This is a genomic window from Bacillus sp. Au-Bac7 (assembly GCF_021341655.1).
In the GTDB taxonomy this organism is placed as follows: domain Bacteria; phylum Bacillota; class Bacilli; order Bacillales; family Cytobacillaceae; genus Niallia.
In genome coordinates this window covers 491391-510009 of record NZ_JAJTTG010000002.1, presented here as the reverse complement: position 1 = coordinate 510009, position 18619 = coordinate 491391, and the positions used below count along the sequence as shown (strand labels likewise).

Here is an 18619-nt window from a genome sequence, read left to right as displayed (position 1 = left end):
TCCCATTATCCAAATCTTCCTGAGATATAGCCTTCTGTCCGTTCATCGGCAGGATTCGAGAATATCTTATGCGTATTATCCAGCTCAATAAGCTGACCCATTAAAAAGAAGGCGGTTTTATCTGATACCCTTGAAGCCTGCTGCATATTATGGGTAACAATGACAATTGTGTATTTTTCCTTTAATTTTAAAATTAATTCCTCAATCTTTAAGGTTGAAATCGGGTCTAATGCAGACGTCGGTTCATCCATCAACAGTACATCTGGCTTTGTTGCAAGCGCTCTTGCGATACATAATCGTTGCTGCTGTCCTCCTGACAAGCCAAGTGCTGGACCGTTCAAACGATCCTTCACCTCATCCCATAAAGCAACATCCTTCAGGGAGCTTTCCACAATGTTATTGAGTTCTTCTTTCTTCTTGATGCCGTGTATTCTAGGTCCATAAGCAACATTGTCAAAGATCGATTGAGGAAATGGATTACCCTTTTGGAATACCATTCCTACCTTCTTTCGTAATTCAACAAGATCCAGTCTGTCACTTAAAATATTTTGTTTGTCAAAGTTGATCTCTCCTGCCATCCTTACATTCGGCACATATTTGATCATTAAGTTCAATGTTTTGATGAACGTCGACTTCCCGCAGCCGGAAGGACCGATGATCGCGGTAACCTCCTTTTCATTAATAGGAAAGTTGATTTCCTTTAATGCATGATGGTCACCATACCATAAATTGAGATCGACACAATCGAAAATCGCCTTCGTACTAATATCTGTAGACAATTCTTTTCCTCCTTATCCGAACCGGCCGGAAATATATTCTTCCGTCTTCTGATTAGAAGGCGCCGTGAATATCGTTTCCGTCACATCGTATTCAATTAAATCACCAGAGAAAAAGAAGGCGGTTTTATCCGAAATACGTGATGCCTGTGACATATTATGGGTCACAATGATAATGGTATAATCCTTCTTCAGCTCTAATATTAATTCTTCTACCTTCGCATTAGAAATCGGATCTAGTGCAGAGGACGGTTCATCAAGGAGCATCACAGTTGGTTTCATGGCTATGGTTCTCGCTATACAAAGCCGCTGCTGCTGACCACCAGATAAAGATAAAGCTGATTTATGAAGCCTGTCCTTTACTTCCTCCCATAGGGCGGCTTTCGTTAAGCTTTCTTCTACAATGCGATCAAGCTCTGCTTTCTTCCTTACTCCATTATATTTCAAAGCGTGCGTAATATTATCATAAATTGATTTCGGAAATGGATTAGGCTTTTGAAAAACCATCCCGATTTCCTTTCGTAATGCAACGACATTTATATCGTCTGATAATAAATTAATGTCCTCGTACAGTATCTCTCCTTGTGCCCTCGCACCTGGAATAAGATCATTCATTCTGTTAACAGTCCGTAAAAACGTTGATTTTCCACAGCCGGAAGGACCAATTAGCGCTGTGATGGAATTCTTTTCAATCTGCATAGAAATCCCGTTAACTGCCCGCTTATCTCCATAAAAAAATTCGAGATTTTTTACATCTAAAATAGGTGTGCTCATTTTTTTCACCAGCCTTCTATTTCGTTGCCGTGATTTTTTTATGAATAAGTGTTCCAATCCATCTTGCTAATAAGTTGAAAATTAAGACTGCCAAAATTAAAACCGCAGATGCGCCATTAGAAACTTGTTCAATGTCTGGAATTAAGCCTTGTGTATTAACAGACCAAATGTGGACAGCCAGTGTCTCAGCAGGCCGGAAGATATTCAGCGGTGATCTGTCAGAAAACGGATTCCAATCAAGATAATTTAACCTTGGTGTGGAAAGTCCTGCTGTAAACAGCAAGGCGGCAGCTTCGCCAAAGACACGCCCTGATGCAAGAATCGCACCAGTCAGAATCGAAGGAAACGCACTAGGCAGAATAACTGTTTTAATCGTATGCCAATGGGTAATACCAAGAGCAAGACTTCCTTCCTTCAGTTCTCTTGGAACAGTTCGAATAGCATCTTCACTTACCCTGACTAGAACAGGAAGATTAAAAACGGTAAGCGCCAAAGCTCCCCCTAATATTGTGTATCCCCAGCCAGTCAAGTTCACAAACATTAATAAACCAAACATTCCAATAACAATGGATGGGAGAGATGATAATACTTCAATACAAGAGCGAATAATATCGGTTACTTTTCCAGGTCGGGCGTATTCTGCCATAAATATTCCGCCGCCAATTCCAAGAGGAAGAGAAATTATCATGGTAATTACAAGAATATATAAAGAATTAAACAGCTGGTCCCTAACCCCGCCGCCAGCACGAACATTACTGGAAGGCGATGTTAGAAAATCAAGGGAAACATAACGTAAACCATTAAATAAAATATAAGCAAACAATCCAACTAATATACATACTATGATGGTGGCAATAGCAACTAATACAACTGTTGCAACACGGTCTGCTGTTTTACTGTTCATTACATTTTCCTCCTTGATGACACATAACGAATGAGGATAATAAAGATAAATGACATAATTAACAAAATCAGTCCCATCGACCAAAGTGTATTATTTTCCACACTGCCGTATGTTGTATGGCCCATATTCAACGTAATAATCGTTGTTAATGTTGCAGCTGCATCAAGAAAGCTAGATGGCAAATCCTTTACATTTCCAATTACCATTTGCACAGCTAATGCTTCACCAAATGCACGTGCCATCCCTAAAATCACTGCTGTAAGCAAAGTTGGCAGTGCTGCTGGAATAAGAACCTTCCATATTGTCTGCCACCGAGTAGCTCCGAGTGCAAATGAACCTTCCCGTAAATTATTAGGTAAAGAACTCATTGCATCTGTAGCAATACTTGTAATTGTAGGCAATATCATAATGGAGAGTACAATTGTTCCCGCAAGTAAACTAAAACCGAGACCACCGATATTATCTCTAATAAACGGCACTAATACGGATAATCCAATAAATCCATACACAACAGATGGAATCCCAACAAGCAGTTCAATGACAGGCTGAATTATCTTTTTCCCCCAAGAAGGAGCAATCTCTGTCATGAAAATAGCAGCTCCTATACCGAGTGGCGCTGCGACAAGTGCAGACAGAAAAGTGACCGCAAAGGAGCCAAAAATAAATGGAAATGCCCCGAATTTTGGATTGGCTTTATTCGTTGGATTCCAATCAGTGCTTGTCAAAAACTCGAGCGGGCTAATTCCGTTTTTAATAAATGATTGCAGTCCTTTTACTCCAAGGAAAATTGTAATAGAAATCGTCACAGCAATCATAATGATTGCACATAATGTCACGAGAATTTTCCCGCGGAACTCATTGCCTACTCCTGTTTTTGCTGATTTCAATAATCTGTCTTTTGCAGGAATCGTTTTTTCTCTCATGCTAAAAAACCTCCCCTTATGGCTTAACAGGGTAAATGCATATAAAAGCATCTACCCTGTTCAATTTTTTAAAGATCCTTCAGATTACCCTCAGCATCTCTTTCTACCTTCATTTCTGTTACAGGTAAATATCCTTGCTCTTTCAGCAATGTGCTTTGAATGTCTTCTGACATCACATAATCAAGAAATGATTTTGTTAAGCCTTTTGGTTCCCCTTTCGTGTAGGAATGCTGATAAGCCCAGATTGGGAATGTTCCATTTTGCACATTTTCTTCTTTTGCCTCAACTCCATCAACAGACAGTGCTGTTATAGAATCATCTGTAAAATAGGAGAAAGCAAGATAACCTACTGCACCTTCTGTTTCCGTTAAGATTTTCTTCACTGTATTAGACGAGTCCTCTGTTATCCCTTCTGCAGGTGTTGCATCATCGAGACCAAATTTATTAAAGACTGCACGAGTTCCAGAAGAATCAGGACGATTCACGAGGACGATTTTTTGGTCTTTACCGCCAACATCCTTCCAGTTTGTAATTTTACCTGTGAAAACCTTAATTAAATCCTCTTTCGAAATATCTGTAATTCCTACATTCGGATTAACGGCAGCAGTGATACCGACAACTGCTACTTTATGATCCACTAGCTCATCAGCCTTAATGCCTTCTTTTTCTTCTGCATACACATCAGAGTTACCAATATCAACAGAACCTTCAGATACTTGAGATAACCCCGTACCAGAGCCACCTGCGTTTACTTGGACATCTGCATTTGGATTTTCAGCCATAAACTCTTCTGCCGCTGCAGCAATTAACGGCTGCATAGCAGAGGAACCAGAAACAACTAAGGAACCAGAATTTTCGTCACCGTTATCTGCATTTTCATTACCGCCACCGCATCCTGCAGCGATGACCATTAATGCAAAAATCATTAATACATAACCAAACCTTTTAAAGCTCTTCATTAATAGCCCTCCAATAAAATATTTAAATATTTTCACTACCGGCATGATTGCTTCTAGTAGAAAGGAATATTTTTTCTAACTTAGTATGTGTTACAAGATAATTAGTTATTAATGCGAGGATTAAAAATATCGCATACAATCGCAGTCATTTTATACCAAATATTAGGAATGCAGAGATTCGCTCTCTGACGAAATTAACTTTCCTTTAATGGATAACCATTCACCTAATTTCCTTGTAGAGCTCCTCAGAAACATTCTGTTTTATGGAAAAAACAATGGCTAAATAAGAAATTTTTACTTAAAAATGGCTTAAATACTTCTCATTTAAGCTGACTTCCGATAATATATAGTTATCGGAAGTCAAGAAAAGCAGTTAGGAGAGGAACAAATGCTCGTTCCAGATCATAAAAATACCCCTGCATTTACAAAGCAGCAAATGGACAAGATAAACTATTATATCTCCCACTCGAAAAGCAATAATACGAAAAAAAGCTATTATGCAGATTGGAAGCATTTCACCGATTGGTGTGCCTTACATAATGTCTCCCCCCTCCCTGCCGAAGTGGAAACAATTTGCTTCTATTTAACAGAGCTGGCTGAATCACATAAATTCTCGACATTAAGAAGACGAATTGCATCTATCAGTGAAGCACATAAAATGAGCATGCATGTCAGTCCCACGAAAAGCTTAGAAGTGATTGCATTGATGGATGGGATACGAAGAGAAAAAGGATCACGGCAAAGACCGAAGAAAGCATTGATGCTCCAAAACCTGCCTGATTTAATAAGTGAGATAGATACTGCCACCTTAGCAGGAGTCCGCGACAAAGCAATTATCTTATTAGGCTTTGCCCTTGCCAGCAGACGGTCAGAGTTAGTGGCGATTAATGTCGATGATTTGGAATTTCATGATTTCGGCATGGACGTTAGTGTCCGTGACACGAAAACAAGAAATGATGATTTAATTAAAGGGGTTGTGTTTTCAAATAATGAATATTGCCCTGTCAAAGCAACAGAGGATTGGATCGAAACAGCAAAGCTTTTCAACGGCGCGTTGTTCCGCTCCATTGATCGCCATGGCAATATAAATGGAAGACTTAGTGATAAGTCGATTTCCTTAATCATTAAAAAGTATGTCGCCTTAGCCGGTATGGACCCAAGACAGTTTGGCGGACACAGCTTGCGAAGCGGCTTATCGACAAGTGCGGCGATGATGGGAATGACCGATATTGCGATCATGAAACAGACTGGCCATAAGACGAGAGAAATGGTCGATCGGTATGTACAGGCAGGGCAAAGATATCGTAATAATGCGAGTAGTGTGCTGCGAAATTTGTGAGGGTATATATAATGGAAGAAACTCGGATTTTTCCGGCGGATTTTTCATAAAAAAAGAGAAATTGAGTGGGCTCAATTTCTCTTTTAGTGTTACAATTCTGCACCGTTCGTCTTTATAACCTTCTTATACCAATAAAAGGAGTCCTTTTTAATTCTGTCATAAGAACCGTTTCCTAAATCATCTGCATCCACATAGATAAAGCCGTAACGTTTTGACATTTGTGAGGTAGACGCACTTACGATATCAATACAGCCCATGATGTATAGCCCAGCATTTCGACTCCTTCCTTGCAGGCGAGGTTCATTTGCTCAAAATGCTTTCGACAAATAGAAGGTGCAATGCTTGATAGATTGCTGCCTCTGCGTCTTTTTTACTCGCATACTTTTCTTCTACCACACCAACTGTTGTAAATGGATGTCTAAAAACACTGTCAATTTCATTAAAGGTTAGCCAATACTTAACATACTCTCCAAAGTGTTTAAAGCATACCTTCGAATAGGTAACAAACATATCTACTACCTCACGGGAAACACAGCCATCATAATGATTAACTAGATAGAGTGGCATCTCGTAATGAGACAGGGTAACAAGTGTTTCAATATTTCTTCTGCGCATTTCTTTAAAAAGTCGTACATAGTAATCAATAGCCGCTTGAATCGGCTCTTCTTCTGTACCTGTTGGAAAAAGCCTCGTCCAAGCAATAGATACTCGCAAACATTTCATGCCCATTTCTTCCATTAATGCTAAATCCTCTTCATAGCGCTGATAAAAGTCAATGCCGCGTCTTTTCGGATAATAAACAGGACCATCTGTTTGCATGGCCTCTTCTATTTGTTCTGGACTAACATGCCACTGACTGACATAATCGCTTTTATCTATATTCGGCTTATACATTGCCACATCTGCCACAGACATTCCCTTACCGTCCTTATCCCAAGCACCTTCTGCTTGGTTTGCAGCAATCGCTCCACCCCATAAAAATCCCTTTTGAAAATAGCTTTTCTCTGTCATTTAAATCTCCACCTTTTCATCTGCTGTTGGAAGCTCAATACTAGCACCAGCTGATATACTTCCCACACCAAACAGATATTCAGACACATGCAGTGCTGTATCAGATTATTATGGATATATTGGTTAGTAGATTTCGATATTATCGTAAGTTGGAAAGTGAACAATATATAAGTCTTATCTGTAATAAAAGAAGAACCAATTAACTAATTGGTTCTTTAAGATATTCGGAATGAAAATCTTTCATCCTTCAACTGTGTATTTATATCATGTATAGGATGTACAAAGGCTATGTCAAAGTGATGCGGAATAGGAGTAAAATATGTATAGAAAGCAGCCCCTCTCTTCTCTTCAAAAAGAGCGGCTACTTAATGAAAGGAAGCGAACCAAGTGGATTTGCCATACAAAAGGCGAATTGTATTTTTTGAACAGCATGTCCTCCATGCAATTCCCTAACATCATATGTAGACAACCTGGTTTGGTGCACAATATTAAATCAAAATTTCAGGAGACTTTTTTCTTGTGCTGATAAGTGTCAAATTAACTGGATAAGAACATGATAACGCTCACATTCTGTCTTTTTATTTTCAAAACGCTTGCCAAAAAACCAAATGACCTTAGCTTGAGCTAAGGTCATTGTTCTACATTGGTGATAACAGTTCAGTTTGAACTTTTTTTATTAGACAGCTACACTCTCATTCACAACCACTTTCTTTTCAACAGTAAACTGATCTAGTGCGTAATCGTCAATATCATAACCAAGTCCTGCTTGTTGTGGGACATCTACATAGGTGCCGTTTAATTCAATCGCTGGGTTAATGATATCTTGGTTGTAATAACGAGATGATGCTGCGATGTCATTCGGCAGTGTGAAGCCTGATAATGTTGCCGCAGCAATGTTATGGGCACGAGCGATACCTGAATCTACCATGCCGCCGCACCATACTGGAATACCGTGGGACTCACAAAGTGCTTGGATTTTTTTCGCTTCTGTCAACCCGCCAACACGGCCTACTTTAATGTTGATGATACCGCAGCTTCCTAGTTCGATAGCTTTTCGTGCATCTTCAACTGTGTTGATGCTTTCATCAAGACAGATTTTTGTATTGATTTGTGCTTGTAGTGTTGCATGGTCCACGATATCGTCATGATCAAGCGGCTGTTCGATCATGATTAAATCGAGTTTATCTAGCTCTTTGAATACCTCGATATCATCTAGTGTGTAAGCAGAGTTAGCGTCTGCCATCAGCATAATGTCGCTGAATTCTTCTCGAACAGCTTTCATAATTTCAACATCTTTGCCTGGTTTGATTTTAATTTTAACTCGTCTGTAGCCTTCATCTAAATAGCCTTGCACAACTTTAACCATTGTAGCAGCATCCTTTTGAATACCGATGCTGACCCCTGTTTCTACTTGTGATTTTGTTCCGCCAAGGAGCTGGTAAACTGGTTTGTTTTCGATTTTTGCATACAGATCCCAAAGCGCACAGTTAATAGATGATTTTGCTAAGTTATTTTTACGGATATGTTCAAAGATAGTGCTTGTTTCGTCAGGATGGGCTATATCTCCTTCTTTTAGCAATAATGGAATTAAGCAATCTTGTAATGCTGCCCAACAGCCATTTACAAACTCTTCGTTGTATAAAGGGAATTCAAATGCTGAGCATTCTCCATAACCAATTTTCCCTTCGCCATGAATCTCAACAATGATGCATTTTTTTGCAGTCATTGCAGCAAAGCTTGTTTCGAATGGTGCTTTTAACGGGATGTCTACTTTTCTTAACACAATTTTATCAATTTTCATGGTCATACACTCCTTAAGATTGTTTTTTTAAATAGTCTTTTAAGTTTGTTAATACGCGATTATTGTGCGTCAACAAGATGTCTTGCAGCTCGTCAAACTTGCCTTGTTGTATCAAATCAAGCATCTTTTCATGCTCCGAAATGGAGAGATTGATGCGATTTTCAAATGTAAAGTTAAGATTTTGGAACATTAACAACGGATATTTCAGCTTCAAGTAGAATTCTTGGAGAACATCACTATTGCTTAAACAAATCATATGATAGTGAAAGTTAAAGTTCATTAACGTATAGTCCACTTGATTTTTGACATTTTTCATTTGCTTTAATTCTTCTTGTAAAGAGTTGAATGAATAATCAGAAATATCAATTTGGTTTAAGCGGCGTATCGCCATTTGTTCGAGATTGTTTCTGATTTCAAAAATATCGTAAACATCTTGCGTCGAGAATTCTTTGACAAAGCTGCCTTTCCGCGGCTTTTTAACAGCAATTCCTTCCTGCTCGAGCCGGTATAATGCTTCTCTTACAGGCGAACGGCTGACAGAGAATTTTTCCGCATAATCACTTTCTCGAATGCGGCTTCCTTGGGGCAATTCACCATTAATGATTTGATTGACCATATAATTAAAAATCTCATTGGGCAATTGTTGGGTTTGCAGTAACATCCTCTTCTTCCTTTCTTTTAGGTACAGCACGTAATGTTAATGAAACGATAAAGGAGAGGGCAACAGCAGCAATCAAGAACATAAACGCCGCATTGTATGAACCATTTAATAAATCTATTAAGAATCCAATTGCAAGCGGTGCAACAAAACCAGCGATCTGTCCGCCGAAATTAACAATTCCAGAAGCGGAACCAAACTTATCGGGTAAGATGAAGCTTGCAAGTAAAGCAAAGATAGAGCCAAAAGCAATGGATTTAAAGAAATACACTAGTATTTGAAAGATGATAACAGATGTTAATGTTTTAGAAGAATACATTCCATAAATAAGAACAGCTGTTAAAACAGACACAATACTAAGCAAGTACTTTTCTTTTTGCTGGAAGAACTTCATCATAAGCCATCCGCTCATTGCTGCCCCTAGACCTGCAGCAATAAATGGGAGCGGTACGAGAATCGAGATTGCCTTTAAGTCAACACCGCGAACATTAAGCAAGTAAGTTGGCATCCAAGAATCTAGCCCTTTGTTGACGATACTGACACCGAAACAAATGATTACTAACTGCCAGATGATGGTGCTTTTTAATAGCTCTTTATAGCTTATTGAATTTTTAGCTTTAGCTTGCGTTGCGGCAGTAGTTTGCTTCATTGGGCGAAGCCAGAAGTAGTAAAAGACTGCAAATACGATACCGACAACTCCAATAATATAAAACGTGCTTCTCCAGCCGACAGCTAAGATTAATGGAGCAATAATCAGCGGTGCGATGGCACTTCCAACATAATTGGAAGACAGCATACCAGTTACTGCTTTTGGTCGCTGCGACTGTGGAAATACTTCAGACACTGCCTTCAAACTAGCTGTTGGATAAGCACCTTCACCAATCCCGAAAAGGATACGAATAAACATTAAGGAAACTAATGACCAGGCCATACCTGTCATCGCAGTGAAGAGCGACCATAACAGGATCGCGATAAGTGCAACGATATTCGAACCAAACTTATCGGCTAACCAGCCGCCTGGAATTTGCATTAACGCATAGCTGAAGAAGAAAACACTGACAACTAAACCAAGCTGGGTTGCATCAAGGTTGAATTCTGCTCCAATATACGTTAAAGCAAGTGAAATAGCGGCCCTGTCGATATAACAAATACAATAGCCTATGTACACAAGTGTAAATACAAAATATTTAGATCGAGTTCCCTTTAACGTACTCATTCGCCTTCACTCCGCCTTCTATTATTTTAGAAATCTCCGAGATTATATGATAAGTAGATTTAATGCCACTTTCAAAATTAACAAGCTTCAAGTTTTCATTCGGCGCATGATTCGCTTGATCGAAGTTAGCGTAAGGCACAATAAGAACAGGAACATTTAAAATATCTGTCCACACATAGTTTGGCAACGTTCCCGGCATAACTGGTTCTAAAATAGGTTTAATGCCAAAGCCTTGTTCAAGTGCTGCTAAAACAGGTTTCACAAAAATGGAATCAATATTTGTATTGGACGGAGGAGTGGATACCATTTTTAAAACAGAAACACCTTCAAGCGGTTCAATCATTTTTTCGATATTTTGATAAATTTCATCAGGATTTTGCTTCCCGACGAGACGCATGTCTAACTTCAGCAAAGCTTTTGACGGTATAACCGTTTTTGCGCCTGCATCTACATAACCACTATGGATACCGGAAATGTTTAAGGTTGGTTCATACATTAATTTCGTGAAGTATTCTTCTTGGGAGAGAGTCAGGTTTGGTAACCCGATCTTAGCTGCTAATGTTTCACTATCATAAGGAATGCGGTTTAAAATTGCTTTTTCTTGTTCATTCGGTGCTTGTACGCCTTTATAGAAATCTTTAATTGCCACCTTGCCGTCATCGCCCTGCATCTGTGACAATAATTCAACTAACTTCCACGCCGGATTTTTAATGATATTGCCTGTGTTGCCGGAATGATTATCCTGGCTCGCAGATACAGCTTCAAGCTCCACATATAACATGCCGCGAACACCAAGACGAAGCACAGGTGCGCCGCTTTCATGACAAGAGCCGTCGATTGAAATGGCAAGATCAGATTGTAAGATTCCATCTTTATGCTCTTCCACAAATGCTGCAAGGTTAGCACTGCCTTGCTCTTCTTCCCCTTCAAACACAAATTTCACATGAAAAGGAAGCTGTTTATGTATTTCTAAATAAGCCTTAATCCCAAGTAATTGCGCCATTAGCTGACCTTTATTATCACCAACACCACGGCCATACAAGCGGCCATCTCTAATACTTGGTTCAAATGGAGGGCTGACCCATGCATCAATTGGGTCTGGTGCCATCACATCATAATGACCATACAATAAGACCGTAAAATCCTGCTCCCCTTTAATTTCACCAAACACGATCGGGTGTCCAGCCGTTTGAATGACCTGTGTCTTTGCTTGCAGACTTTCTAGCAGCTCAGACACTTTCAGAACCGTCTCCTGCATCCCTTCACCGCTAGAGCTAATACTTTTTTGTTTAACTAATGCGATAAGCTCATCTATATTCTTCGTTCTGTTAGAATCAACAAATTCTTGAATATTGGTAGTTGCCACACGAAAACCTCCTTCTTCATTGTCGATTGTCGACAATTTCTAATCAATAAGTTACTACCTAGGGAAAGAGAAGTCAATATATTTTCAGAAAATTATTTATATTAGATTTATTTATTATCAATGCTATTTTGAGATAAGGCTGGGAGGTTATTATTTTAAAATAGAAACTAAGTTTGCATGATTTTACAGAAAATGGAGAGATAAACAGTTTGTCCCACTTTTACCTAGTACAGAGTTTCTATAGTCTTACTTTATTGCTAATTCTTATTAATTTTTTGTCATTTTGGATGCGTAAAAATTACTGCATAGTATATGAGAAATAACTATAATTAAAGGACTCGTAGGGCTATACCTACTTAGTCTATCCTTCAATATTAAATTTCCCTTTGATTTTCAGAAGATATTCCTTTACCTTTTCTCTATTCTTTAGGCGTTTTTGTAAATACTCTTCACAGTCTTCTTTTAGATATCGATAAAACGTTTGGTATCTTGGTCGACAGCAGGATAATCAATGAAATAAATAATACCTTCTTCACCGAAGTAATCTTCTTCCCATTCTTCGTAATAACTCGCAAAAACATATCGCGCGTATTCGTCTCCATATCCCCATTCTTTGGAATACTGTTCTAATATAGTTAAGAATTCCCCATTTCCCATATGTCCATAATAAAATTTAATTAGCTGTCTTTGTTCTGCTTCTGATAATTCTTTCATATCTGTATCACCTAATTCTTTAACAATAGACGGGAAAAAGTTCTTAATAATACCTGTTCTTCAACTACTTCCCCTCTTTTTCTATGATAAATTTTCATTTGAATCCCTCTATTACCAAGGGTTAGAAACCAATTCTGGTCCCTTTTGGGTACGTAAAATTATTTTATCTATTCGTTTGTTTATCCATTCTCGCAATAAAAACGCACCGTTACCTGTTTCTATTTGGATATCTGTGCGAATTGGTAAAAGATCTAATTGCTGCAGTACCTCTTCTGCCTCTGTGATCACAATTGGTTGCGGTGCTTGTACTACAATATCTAGGTCGCTTGTTTCCTTTAAAGCTTGATATCCAGTCGCTAGTTCAAAGCCGGCACTGCCTGTCGGACCCCACTGCCAGTTGCCCAAGATTTCTGCCACTTTATTGAAGCTTCTTAACACCGGCAGTTCTCGTCTTTGTGCGTCTAATGAGTTCCAGCTTTTTTGTTCTGCTAGCATGTATGGGGTAATAATCTCTTCTATTCCGTTGCGATGTAATAACGCTGCTTGCCGCTGATTACGTTGCTCCCCTCGGATACCTACAGGAATATAATCACTAGTTTGTTCCGCTCGGCGCACGACAACGAATGGGGCTTGCCTTAACGAGGCAGTGACCCATTCGTTGTCTTCCTTCCATTGCAGCTGTGATAAATCAGCTATTTTTATAAGATCATGTGGTTGAATTACCATTGCTGTCTCAACATTTCACGGACTTTAATCGTTGCAGCACGGCCGCCGTTTCTTGCTTCATCTGTTTGTAAACGGAAGCTTAAATCAGTCGCTGCATTCTTTGTGCTATTAATTGCTTCTGTTAAAGTTTGCTCTACTATTTCCATATCTTTTTCCGTTGGAGAATCCGCATCAATATTGGCAAGTAATTTATACAGCGGTCCTAATGATTGATAACTGCGAACATCATATGCCATTGAGGGCACGGATTTCGTTGCTTCTTCCAGCTGTTCAATTGTGCGTTTTGTTATTCTTGCTGCTGAAGCTTTTGACATTGCTTGAATGTTGATTTTGTCATCGTCAAGTGCAATTAACCGGTTAGACTGTAAGCCATGAGCTAAAAACCCGCCAGAGATAGCATTGCCGACAATTAATCCAATAACAGGATGGCCCTTTTGCCGTGCTGTTGCATAAGCATCTGCGCTTGCTGCTAATGCTAAGCTGATACCAATCAGCTCTTCCTTATAGCCATACGCCTGACTCGGTACATCAATAATAGCGATAATCGGACGTTTTGTTTCCTTGTCTGCATCTTGATGGATGACATCGCGTACTATTTGCGCAGCAGTCCAGCCCTCAAGCAGACCTACTTCCCCATTCCGAGCTCTAGGAAAATGATTATTAGCATCCGGTACAATTGCTATATAACGAGCAAGTTGGTCATTCTTAGTTACATCAGCAGCTAGAATGGATGGTGTTGCACTAGTCGGATGTGTGATACCTGTTAATGCAGAAAACCATTTATAGCCTCTTGATTGTGACATAGCACTAACACCTGCTGTTGCCATTGGCACAGACTGCTTCACTGCCTTATGCTGGTTGTAATACTCAGCATATCGTTTTGGATTCCATTCTATTGCAGTATCCATTTCTTTTAATAAAGAAAGATGAAAGTCGACTTGTTCTGTTTTGGCCGATTTTTTTCCCGTTGAAAACGCCGCTTTAATAGCAGCGACAATCGACTCAACATCGTCCTCCACTACTTCCTCCAGCAATCCTGTTCTCTCCCGCTGACTAGCACCAATCGTATTCCAAATCAATGCTTTATCACTTGAATCAAATTCCATGACACCAGCTTCTTGTTCAATAACCTCTGGTCCATTCAGACCTAACCGTGCTTTATTTGTTGCAAGCAATGTTGTACATAGTTCGGCGACAATGGACATGCCTCCGAAAGCGCCGACTCTCCCTGGAATTAGTCCAACAACAGGAACGTATTGACGTAAGGCTACAATCTGATTGCAGATTTCAGAAATGGACAATAATCCGTAATTCGCTTCCTGCAGACGGACGCCGCCTGTATCAAATAAGATAATTGGATAAACAGGGTTGCCTTGTTTATTCTCTTCAAGGGCCAATTCCAGTGCGCCAGCAATCTTCGCACCGCTCACTTCACCAATGCCGCCGCCTTGAAACGCACCTTCTAACGAAATAACGACAACATCCTTTTGATTAATTTGTCCATGAGCAATGATAACGCCATCATCACTTTGCGGAACAATTCCTTGTGGCTCTAAATGGGGTGACTGCATTTTATCGAGCGGTCCCAGCAGCTCGCGGAATGTACCTTTGTCCACTAATGCTTGTGCCCGCTCACGGCCATTTAATTCTACTAAACTATTCCGCAAAGCCGATCACCTCCAATGCTTGTGTAAGCCTTAACTGCACAACGCCTGGTGTTGCACCGAAATCATGGATTGTTATGTTCGCGGTAATAGGGTAGCGATTGAAAAAACGTTCCAATACATTGCCCCATATTTCACCAAAGCCATCACTGCCGGTGAGCACGCTGACTTCTGTTTTTGTTCCCTCTGCCGGCTCTAGAATGATTTCCAAATCTCCTGAACCGACAACACCTATATGTGCTGCAGTTTGAATCGGTTTAGAAGTTTCAAAGTGAAACTGTAGTTTTTCCATAGATGAACACCTCCGTAATTAACTGACTAAAAATAGTGTTGCTGCTAATAGATCAGCGCTGCCTCCCGGCGATAGGCGCTTTGTTTTACAGTAATCAGATAAGCATTGGAAAATCTCTCTTCCCTTAGTGGTTGCGAACCCATCCCAAAGTAAAAATTCTCCTGCCATCGTTTTTATTGCAACTAAATCCGCCCAATCTCCACGGTGTAAAATACATGTATCATCGACGGTTGCCATTAAAGCCAGCAATGCTTCTATTTGTGCTTCCTCTTCTGGCTTTCCTGCAGCCCGAGCTTTAAGTAAGGCAAGTAAAGATGCATCACGGATATGAGGGAAACCGAATTGTGCTTCTTCTTGTGCCCCCATAACTGCATACTTCTTTTTTACAGCCTGTCCATGGGTTTGATTATTTGGTGTGAACCTGTCTTTAAAGGAAGCAATTTTTCCTGCCGTTTCTAATATCTTAATAGGGTTCTTTTCCTCTGGAAGAGAAGCCTTTGCACTAACCAATAACCCCAATGCCCAAATCGCACCTTTATGTGTATTGATGCCATTAGTAGCAGAAAGCATCGCCTGCTCCCCTTGTCTTCCTATGGCTGCTATTTTCTCACGAAGCTTTTGATTCACAGGATGAAGATAAGAAACGAAAGCAATCTCTCTAAATGTTCCTTCTAATGCTTTTGCTGATTTCAGCATGAGTTCAAGGGACATATCAGCATGGGAGCCGTTATTGTTTGCATCTACTAATCCTGGCTTTGGGGTGAGCATTGCTTCATCGATTAACGCTTTTACTGCTTTTGAAGCTAATTCCTCTACAAGTGCTGCAGATTTAACTGCCAGCATATTAAGACCAGCTCCGGAATTTTGCAGGCGGCACGTAAAGACCTTCTGACCACTCTACTAAATCACTAACAGACCTTGCAGCAAGAAGAGAGCGTTTTGCTTGCTGTCTGGCAATGCCAAGATCCTCTGGATAGGCGACAATGCCTTGGTCTCTCAGGCTCCTAACATCTTTTTCTTTGCTATCCATCCCTAATGGCGTTACACCTGCGATTGCGGCAAGTGCTTTTTTCCGTTCTTCTAAGCTGTCAGACTTATAAAGATACGCGATGCCTTCTTCTGTAATAACATGAGTAACATCATCGCCATAAATCATCGTTGGTGTAACCTGAAGTCCTGATTGTGTTTTTACTTGAATAGCATCTAAAGAATCAACAAACACTGGCTTTTTATTAGCACCGAATGTTTCAACCATTTGCACAACAAGCTTACGGCCTTTTGCCAGCTCATGCGGTTTTTCAATCATATCAAGCCATGCTGGTGTAGCATGGCGGCGTCCGCGCGGATCATGGCCCATATTCGGTGCTCCTCCAAACCCGGCTAAGCGTCCTGCTGTTACTGTTGATGAATTAGCTTGTACGTCCATTTGCAGTGTTGAACCGATAAACATATCAACCGCAAATTGTCCTGCAACTTGGCATAATGCACGGTTAGAGCGCATCGAACCATCTTTGCCGACGAAAAAGATATCAGGTCGAGCTGCAATATAGTTCTCCATGCCGACTTCACTGCCAAAGCTGTGGACACTTTCGACCCAGCCGCTTTCAATTGCCGGTATTAATGTTGGATGAGGATTTAACGCCCAATGTCTAGCAATTTTTCCTTTTAAACCGAGCTGTTCCCCGTATGTTGGCAGCAACAGCTCGATGGCAGCTGTATTAAAGCCAATCCCATGATTTAAGGACTGAACATTATGTTTTCCATATACCCCTTTAATGGCCATCATGCCCATCAGCACTTGTAATTCGGTAATGTTTTGCGGATCTCGTGTGAAAAGCGCTTCAATGACATATGGCTTATCAGCTTTTACTACCACATCAACCCATGACCCTGGTATATCAACACGAGGCAATTCATCCACAATGTCATTAACCTGCACAATAACAATGCCATCTTTAAAGGCAGCTGCTTCTACAATCGTTGGTGTCTCTTCTGTATTATTACCTGTATACAAGTTTCCGTCCTTATCTGCTTTATCTGCCGCAACTAAAACAACATCCGGGATTAAATCAATAAACAGACGTCCAAATAACTCTAAATAGGTATGTATATCGCCAAGCTTTAACGTTCCATCTTCAATCATTTGTGCAACACGCAAGCTTTGCGAACCAGAGTAGGAAAAATCGATTTTTGAAGCGATTCCGTATTCAAATATATCTAAATGTTCAGGCATTGAGATGCTCGACATGATCATATGCAGCTCATTTACCTTGGCAGGGTCTACTTCTAACAGTTTTTTAGACAGGAATGACGCCTGCTTTTGATTATCTCCTTCTAACACTACTCTTGAGCCTGGTTCAATCAGTAATTCCATCAGCTCTACAATCCGAGAGGTGTCTACAAATTTTCCGTCCAGCAAGCGGCTTGCTTTATCTAATTTCGCTCGTTTTTTATCACGCTTTTGCGTCCATTTATTCACTCTGCTTGCTCCTTCCATTTATTAATTAAATAACATGTTGCTTCCAGACCGACTTCATCGACAGCGATTTGCCGTGTTGTTCCATGTGCTTGCTTAACAAGATTCGTTAATACATTACCAGGCGGCATTTCAACAAAAGTATCCGCACCAGACTCAACACATATCTCAGCCATGTCATGCCAGCGCACAGGATAGGCTACATTTAAAGCCAAGTCTTCTGCGATTTTATCTTTTTGTCTTATAACTCTTCCAGTGTGATTTGCCAAATAAGGAATTTTCGGATTATTTAAAGTAAATGTACCTACTAACTCCAGCAGTTCTCGTGAAACATCAGCCATTAATGGACAGTGCGATGGGATTGCTACTTTAAGCACTGTTGTTTTTCTGGCACCAAGATCTTGCGCATGTTTGAATGCTGTATGTATTCCTTTCAGAGTTCCAGAAACGGCAATCTGCAGTTCTGAGTTAAGATTGGAAAGAAACACAGGTGATGCTTGCGTATGTGAAAGTTCAACTGCCTTTTTCACTTCACGCTCCGTAAGTCCGCTGATTACACCCATTCCATAACCTTCTGGATATGCTTCCTCCGTTCGTTTTGCCCGCTGATATACTAGTTTAATAGCATCGTCAAAAGTCAATACACCAGCAATAACCGCTGCCGCAAATGCACCAATCGAATGTCCAGCCACAAACTGCGGAGTAATCCCTTTTTCCATTAACTCTCTCGCAGCCGCTACTCCTTTCACAAATAGAGCTAACTGCACCCAAAAAGTCGACTGAAAAGCCTCCTCATCATCACGCAAAGTAATTCCGATACTCTCTTTCACCTTATTCACATAGTCTGGCACATCACTCAGCATTCCAGGAACTTGTGCTCCTTGCCCTGGAAAGGTAAAGACAATATTCATGCTTTTCGCTCCTAAAAGTTTATACAATTCTTTACAATCTTTATTTTAATGTGTTTCAATTAAAAATAAAAATATATTTTCGGCCACTATTAATAACCAAATGGTTATA

Annotated in this window: 17 protein-coding genes and 1 pseudogene; 1 reads left to right on the top strand and 17 read right to left on the bottom strand. The window is 40.1% G+C overall.

The genetic code is table 11. The annotated features are described in order from the left end of the window. Nucleotides 1-5 precede the first annotated feature (5 nt). From pstB (LXM54_RS11215) to LXM54_RS11195, 5 genes are all read right to left on the bottom strand, one after another. Nucleotides 6-779 (bottom strand): phosphate ABC transporter ATP-binding protein PstB, encoded by a 774-nt coding sequence (gene pstB, locus LXM54_RS11215; protein WP_233315263.1) that lies wholly within the window; start codon nt 777-779, stop codon nt 6-8. 12 nt (nt 780-791) lie between these two features. Then, nucleotides 792-1550: a phosphate ABC transporter ATP-binding protein PstB gene (gene pstB / locus LXM54_RS11210; RefSeq protein ID WP_233315262.1), complete on the bottom strand. Its 759-nt coding sequence runs from the start codon at nt 1548-1550 to the stop codon at nt 792-794. Between the two features lie 16 nt (nt 1551-1566). Beyond that, nucleotides 1567-2454, bottom strand: coding sequence for a phosphate ABC transporter permease PstA (gene pstA / locus LXM54_RS11205; protein ID WP_233315261.1), 888 nt, complete (start codon nt 2452-2454; stop codon nt 1567-1569). Next, on the bottom strand, nt 2454-3377 hold the full coding sequence (pstC, locus tag LXM54_RS11200) for a phosphate ABC transporter permease subunit PstC (RefSeq protein ID WP_233315260.1): 924 nt from the start codon (nt 3375-3377) through the stop codon (nt 2454-2456). Before pstC ends, pstA begins: the two co-directional genes overlap by 1 nt. Before the next feature lie 68 nt (nt 3378-3445). Next, nucleotides 3446-4336, bottom strand: coding sequence for a phosphate ABC transporter substrate-binding protein (locus tag LXM54_RS11195; protein WP_233315259.1), 891 nt, complete (start codon nt 4334-4336; stop codon nt 3446-3448). A 388-nt stretch (nt 4337-4724) separates the two neighbouring features. On the opposite strand from LXM54_RS11195, the gene LXM54_RS11190 reads away from it, so the two are divergent. Next, nucleotides 4725-5675 (top strand): site-specific integrase, encoded by a 951-nt coding sequence (locus LXM54_RS11190; protein ID WP_233315258.1) that lies wholly within the window; start codon nt 4725-4727, stop codon nt 5673-5675. 89 nt (nt 5676-5764) lie between these two features. Here LXM54_RS11190 and LXM54_RS11185 read toward each other — a convergent pair. The 12 genes and pseudogenes from LXM54_RS11185 to LXM54_RS11130 form a co-directional block, all read right to left on the bottom strand. Beyond that, nucleotides 5765-6686: pseudogene (locus LXM54_RS11185) on the bottom strand (glycoside hydrolase family 1 protein). 676 nt (nt 6687-7362) lie between these two features. Further along, nucleotides 7363-8487, bottom strand: coding sequence for an o-succinylbenzoate synthase (menC, locus tag LXM54_RS11180; protein WP_233315257.1), 1125 nt, complete (start codon nt 8485-8487; stop codon nt 7363-7365). Nucleotides 8488-8500: 13 nt separating this feature from the next. Further along, entirely contained in the window at nt 8501-9148 is a 648-nt protein-coding gene (locus tag LXM54_RS11175; RefSeq protein ID WP_233315256.1) for a GntR family transcriptional regulator, read from the bottom strand. Next, nucleotides 9117-10361, bottom strand: coding sequence for an MFS transporter (locus tag LXM54_RS11170; RefSeq protein WP_233315255.1), 1245 nt, complete (start codon nt 10359-10361; stop codon nt 9117-9119). Before LXM54_RS11170 ends, LXM54_RS11175 begins: the two co-directional genes overlap by 32 nt. After that, on the bottom strand, nt 10333-11727 hold the full coding sequence (locus tag LXM54_RS11165; protein ID WP_233315254.1) for a M20/M25/M40 family metallo-hydrolase: 1395 nt from the start codon (nt 11725-11727) through the stop codon (nt 10333-10335). The genes LXM54_RS11170 and LXM54_RS11165 overlap by 29 nt, the downstream gene beginning before the upstream one ends. Before the next feature lie 462 nt (nt 11728-12189). Further along, on the bottom strand, nt 12190-12441 hold the full coding sequence (cdiI, locus tag LXM54_RS11160) for a ribonuclease toxin immunity protein CdiI (protein ID WP_233315253.1): 252 nt from the start codon (nt 12439-12441) through the stop codon (nt 12190-12192). Nucleotides 12442-12552: 111 nt separating this feature from the next. Next, on the bottom strand, nt 12553-13167 hold the full coding sequence (locus LXM54_RS11155) for a malonate decarboxylase holo-ACP synthase (RefSeq protein WP_233315252.1): 615 nt from the start codon (nt 13165-13167) through the stop codon (nt 12553-12555). Beyond that, nucleotides 13161-14834: a biotin-independent malonate decarboxylase subunit beta gene (gene mdcD / locus LXM54_RS11150; RefSeq protein WP_233315251.1), complete on the bottom strand. Its 1674-nt coding sequence runs from the start codon at nt 14832-14834 to the stop codon at nt 13161-13163. Before mdcD ends, LXM54_RS11155 begins: the two co-directional genes overlap by 7 nt. Further along, complete coding sequence (locus LXM54_RS11145; RefSeq protein ID WP_233315250.1) at nt 14824-15123, bottom strand: malonate decarboxylase subunit delta; 300 nt, start codon at nt 15121-15123, stop codon at nt 14824-14826. Before LXM54_RS11145 ends, mdcD begins: the two co-directional genes overlap by 11 nt. An 18-nt stretch (nt 15124-15141) precedes the next feature. Further along, the gene (locus tag LXM54_RS11140; protein ID WP_233315249.1) at nt 15142-15966 is read right to left on the bottom strand and encodes a triphosphoribosyl-dephospho-CoA synthase; all 825 of its coding nucleotides are present in this window, start codon (nt 15964-15966) and stop codon (nt 15142-15144) included. 1 nt (nt 15967) lies between these two features. Beyond that, nucleotides 15968-17620: a malonate decarboxylase subunit alpha gene (gene mdcA, locus LXM54_RS11135; protein ID WP_233315248.1), complete on the bottom strand. Its 1653-nt coding sequence runs from the start codon at nt 17618-17620 to the stop codon at nt 15968-15970. After that, nucleotides 17599-18510, bottom strand: a complete 912-nt coding sequence (locus tag LXM54_RS11130; RefSeq protein ID WP_233315247.1) for an ACP S-malonyltransferase — start codon at nt 18508-18510, stop codon at nt 17599-17601. The genes mdcA and LXM54_RS11130 overlap by 22 nt, the downstream gene beginning before the upstream one ends. Nucleotides 18511-18619 lie beyond the last annotated feature (109 nt).

Bases quoted from the DNA above. Each gene is read 5' to 3' on its own strand.
- pstB (WP_233315262.1), bottom strand. From the start codon at position 1,550: ATGAGCACACCTATTTTAGATGTAAAAAATCTCGAATTTTTTTATGGA.
- pstA (WP_233315261.1), bottom strand. From the start codon at position 2,454: ATGAACAGTAAAACAGCAGACCGTGTTGCAACAGTTGTATTAGTTGCT.
- pstC (WP_233315260.1), bottom strand. From the start codon at position 3,377: ATGAGAGAAAAAACGATTCCTGCAAAAGACAGATTATTGAAATCAGCA.
- LXM54_RS11195 (WP_233315259.1), bottom strand. From the start codon at position 4,336: ATGAAGAGCTTTAAAAGGTTTGGTTATGTATTAATGATTTTTGCATTA.
- LXM54_RS11190 (WP_233315258.1), top strand. From the start codon at position 4,725: ATGCTCGTTCCAGATCATAAAAATACCCCTGCATTTACAAAGCAGCAA.
- menC (WP_233315257.1), bottom strand. From the start codon at position 8,487: ATGAAAATTGATAAAATTGTGTTAAGAAAAGTAGACATCCCGTTAAAA.
- LXM54_RS11175 (WP_233315256.1), bottom strand. From the start codon at position 9,148: ATGTTACTGCAAACCCAACAATTGCCCAATGAGATTTTTAATTATATG.
- LXM54_RS11170 (WP_233315255.1), bottom strand. From the start codon at position 10,361: ATGAGTACGTTAAAGGGAACTCGATCTAAATATTTTGTATTTACACTT.
- cdiI (WP_233315253.1), bottom strand. From the start codon at position 12,441: ATGAAAGAATTATCAGAAGCAGAACAAAGACAGCTAATTAAATTTTAT.
- LXM54_RS11155 (WP_233315252.1), bottom strand. From the start codon at position 13,167: ATGGTAATTCAACCACATGATCTTATAAAAATAGCTGATTTATCACAG.
- LXM54_RS11145 (WP_233315250.1), bottom strand. From the start codon at position 15,123: ATGGAAAAACTACAGTTTCACTTTGAAACTTCTAAACCGATTCAAACT.
- LXM54_RS11140 (WP_233315249.1), bottom strand. From the start codon at position 15,966: ATGCTGGCAGTTAAATCTGCAGCACTTGTAGAGGAATTAGCTTCAAAA.
- mdcA (WP_233315248.1), bottom strand. From the start codon at position 17,620: ATGGAAGGAGCAAGCAGAGTGAATAAATGGACGCAAAAGCGTGATAAA.
- LXM54_RS11130 (WP_233315247.1), bottom strand. From the start codon at position 18,510: ATGAATATTGTCTTTACCTTTCCAGGGCAAGGAGCACAAGTTCCTGGA.